Annotated in this window: 3 protein-coding genes; all 3 read right to left on the reverse strand. The window is 65.0% G+C overall.

Features of this window, described 5'->3' with window-relative positions:
• Positions 1–400: electron transfer flavoprotein subunit beta/FixA family protein (locus ACODTY_RS23625; RefSeq protein WP_488996615.1), on the reverse strand; the 400-nt coding region annotated here is incomplete at its 3' end.
• A 66-nt stretch (positions 401–466) separates the two neighbouring features.
• Positions 467–1,711, reverse strand: a complete 1,245-nt coding sequence (locus ACODTY_RS23630; RefSeq protein WP_488996616.1) for an acyl-CoA dehydrogenase family protein — start codon at positions 1,709–1,711, stop codon at positions 467–469.
• Between the two features lie 214 nt (positions 1,712–1,925).
• Positions 1,926–2,940, reverse strand: a 1,015-nt coding sequence (locus tag ACODTY_RS23635) for an alpha/beta hydrolase family protein (protein WP_488996617.1), incomplete at its 5' end; no start/stop codon positions are given.

The following is a 2,940-nucleotide window of genomic DNA, read 5'->3' on the forward strand; positions in this document are numbered from 1 at the left end:
GCGCCGCCAGCATCTGGCCGGTCTGGTTGGCGTCGTCGTCGATCGCCTGCTTGCCGACGATGATCAGGTCCGGCTTTTCCGTGTCGGCGACAGCCTTCAGAATCTTTGCCACCGCAAGCGGCTCGACCACCCCGTCTGCGCGCACCAGCACGCCCCGGTCGGCGCCCATGGCCAGTGCCGTGCGCAAGGTTTCGGCCGATTTCTCGGAGCCCACCGACACGACGACGATCTCGGTCGCATGCCCGGCTTCCTTGAGGCGGACTGCCTCCTCGACGGCGATCTCGTCGAACGGGTTCATCGTCATCTTGACGTTGGCGAGATCGACGCCGGAACCGTCCGCCAGGGCACGTACCTTGACGTTGGGATCGGCCACCCGCTTCACCGCAACCACTATCTTCATCTGTTCCTCCCTTGCCCGACCCGGAGCGGCCACGCCATCAGGCGCCGCCGCCCTTGGCGGATTGCCTCAGCTTTCCGGTCCGGCATATTTGCCGGCGGTTGCGGGGAACATGTTCTTGATGATCTTCATCCGGCTGACGTCGACCGTCGCATCCATGTGCAGGAAGATCGCGGCATCGCGGAACAGCTTCTCGATGCCGAACTCGAGCATCGCGCCGTTGCCGCCGTGCAGTTCGAGCGCATGGGTGGCGACTTTCATGATCTCCTCCGAAGCATAGACCTTGGCCATGTTGCAGAGGATGTCGGCGTCGGGATGGGCTTCATCGACCGCCTTCGCCGCACGCTCGACCAGCGACCGGACCGCCTCGATGCGGGTCGCCATGTCGGCGAGCCTGAGCGCCACGGCCTGGTGCTTGATCAGAATGCGACCGCCCTGGACATAGTTCTGGACGTAGTCGGCGGTGCGCTCGAAACAGGCGACGCCGACGCCGAGGTTCTTGGCCGCCTGGATGATCTTGCCGGCCCGGAAGTACTGGCCGGCAGAGGCCAGCGCCGTGCTCTTGACGAGCAGGTGGTCTGCCGGCACGCGGCAATCCTCGAAGACCAGCTCGCCATTGTTCATGAAGCGGCAGCCCATCGTCTCGTTGCACTTGGTGACGGTGAGGCCGGGCGTGTCGCGGGGAACGAGGAAGCTCGACGTGCCCTGCAGCATGCCGACCGACGGGTCGGTGTTGGCATAGACGACGTAGAGGCTGGCATCGAAGCCGTTGGAGATGAACTGCTTGCGGCCGTTGATCACCCAATGGTCGCCGTCGAGCACCGCCTTGGTGTGCATCGACGCCTCGGGCACGTTGTAGGGCAGCCAGCGGTCGGAGGCGCCGCGCGGCTCGGTCAGGCAGTGCGCGAGCAGGAACTTCGGGTCTTCCAGCAGGCGCGGGAACCACTTTTCCTGAAGGTGCTTGGCCGCGAACTGGCGAATGACGATCGAGACCTTCCAGTTCTGCACCAGCTTGTCGGCGAGACCGGAATCGCCGCGGGCGATTTCCTCGGAGATCAGGGCGAAGGTGCGAACCTCCGTTTCCTTTTCCAGGTCGATGCCACCGAATTCTTCCGGCACGCCGAGGGTGCGGACGCCGATCGCTTCGGCGCCTTCGAGGATCGCGCTCGGCAGGCGCTCGCCGGGGCTCATGTCCCATTCGCGCTGCCAGTTCGAACGGATGAACGGCGTCACCACGTCGTCGACAAACGACCGGCAGCTGTCGCGCATCAGGCGCTGTTCCTGGGACAGGATCCCATCATCGGCGTGAATCATTTTCGCTCCCTTCGAGTGCAAAGCGGTCGGCTGCCAGTGCCGTCCGTCATGCCCAAATTGGTACCAGCGCCCGGGTTTCGGGATCAGGCCGTGATGTCCGCTAATGGTGGACTATCGTCCAATTATTGGTGGATGTTTCTCGCAACATGCTTGCACAATCAACCAGTCAGCCGGCGAGTGCCGGCTGACGTCTGCGTCGGGAAATTGATCTTCTCTAGGCCCTGAACCGCTCCGCCAGCCAGTCGGCGACAAGCGGCCGGTAGAGCCAGGGGATGTTGTTGCAGACATGGTTTCCGGCGGGGAAGACATGCAACTCGGCGCCCGCCCGGCAAATGTCGGCGCATTTCTGCGCCTCCGACGGGGGAAAAATCTTGTCTCGGGCGCCATGCAGGATGAGCGCGGGGACCGTTGGCCCCTCGACGCCGGCCAGGGTGAAGCGGCGCGCGCTCTCCAAAACATCATCGCCACCGAGCGCGAAGGTCATGTTGTCCTGATAGACCTTCGGCAGCGTCGGCCACATCGCGCCGAGATCATAGAAGCCGTTGATGGAAATCACGCCGGCAAGCCCCTCCAGCGAGGCTGCTGCCCGCAGCGCCATGAAGCCGCCAAAGGCCATGCCGACCAGGCCGACGGCGCCCGACAGGCCAGGCTTGCCCTTGACCGCCGCGATGGTCGCTGCGATCGCCGTGGTGATGTCGGCGCGCAGATAGCCGTGCGAACGTCCCTCGCCCTGCCCCGGACCGTCGAGCGACAGCGTCGCGATGCCACGGCTGAGGAAATGACGCTCGAACGCCGGGAACTCTTCCTTTGTCGAATCCGACCCAGGGATGATCAGCGCCAGCGGATGCTGCCCGGACCCTTGCGGCCGCCGGAGGTAGGCGCGCAACACGCCATCTTCGTACGGAACCTCGACCAGTTCGCCGGGCTGCTCGAGCAGTGGCGCGGCCTTGCGGTGCAGCGCAACCTTGCGGGCCGACGCCGCGTCCTTGGCCTTCAGGTCGTCGAAGGCCATGAACTGGCCGAAATGATAAAACAGGCTGGCGCGGGAGAAGGCCTCGCCGGCGGTGATGTTGCGTCCCTGCGCGAGCGCTTGTTCGCCCATCTCGGCGTGGCGCTCGCCTTCGGCGCTCCATGCCGCGAGCCAGTTCTCCCAGACACCGGCGGCATCGATCACCGACCTGGCCGTTGCCGATGGAATGCCGGCGACCTCCATGCGGGGCAGCCAGTGT

Source organism: Mesorhizobium sp. FG116, from assembly GCF_057809835.1.

Excerpts from the sequence above, each read along its gene's own strand:
- ACODTY_RS23630 (WP_488996616.1), bottom strand. The coding sequence starts at position 1,711 with ATGATTCACGCCGATGATGGGATCCTGTCCCAGGAACAGCGCCTGATG.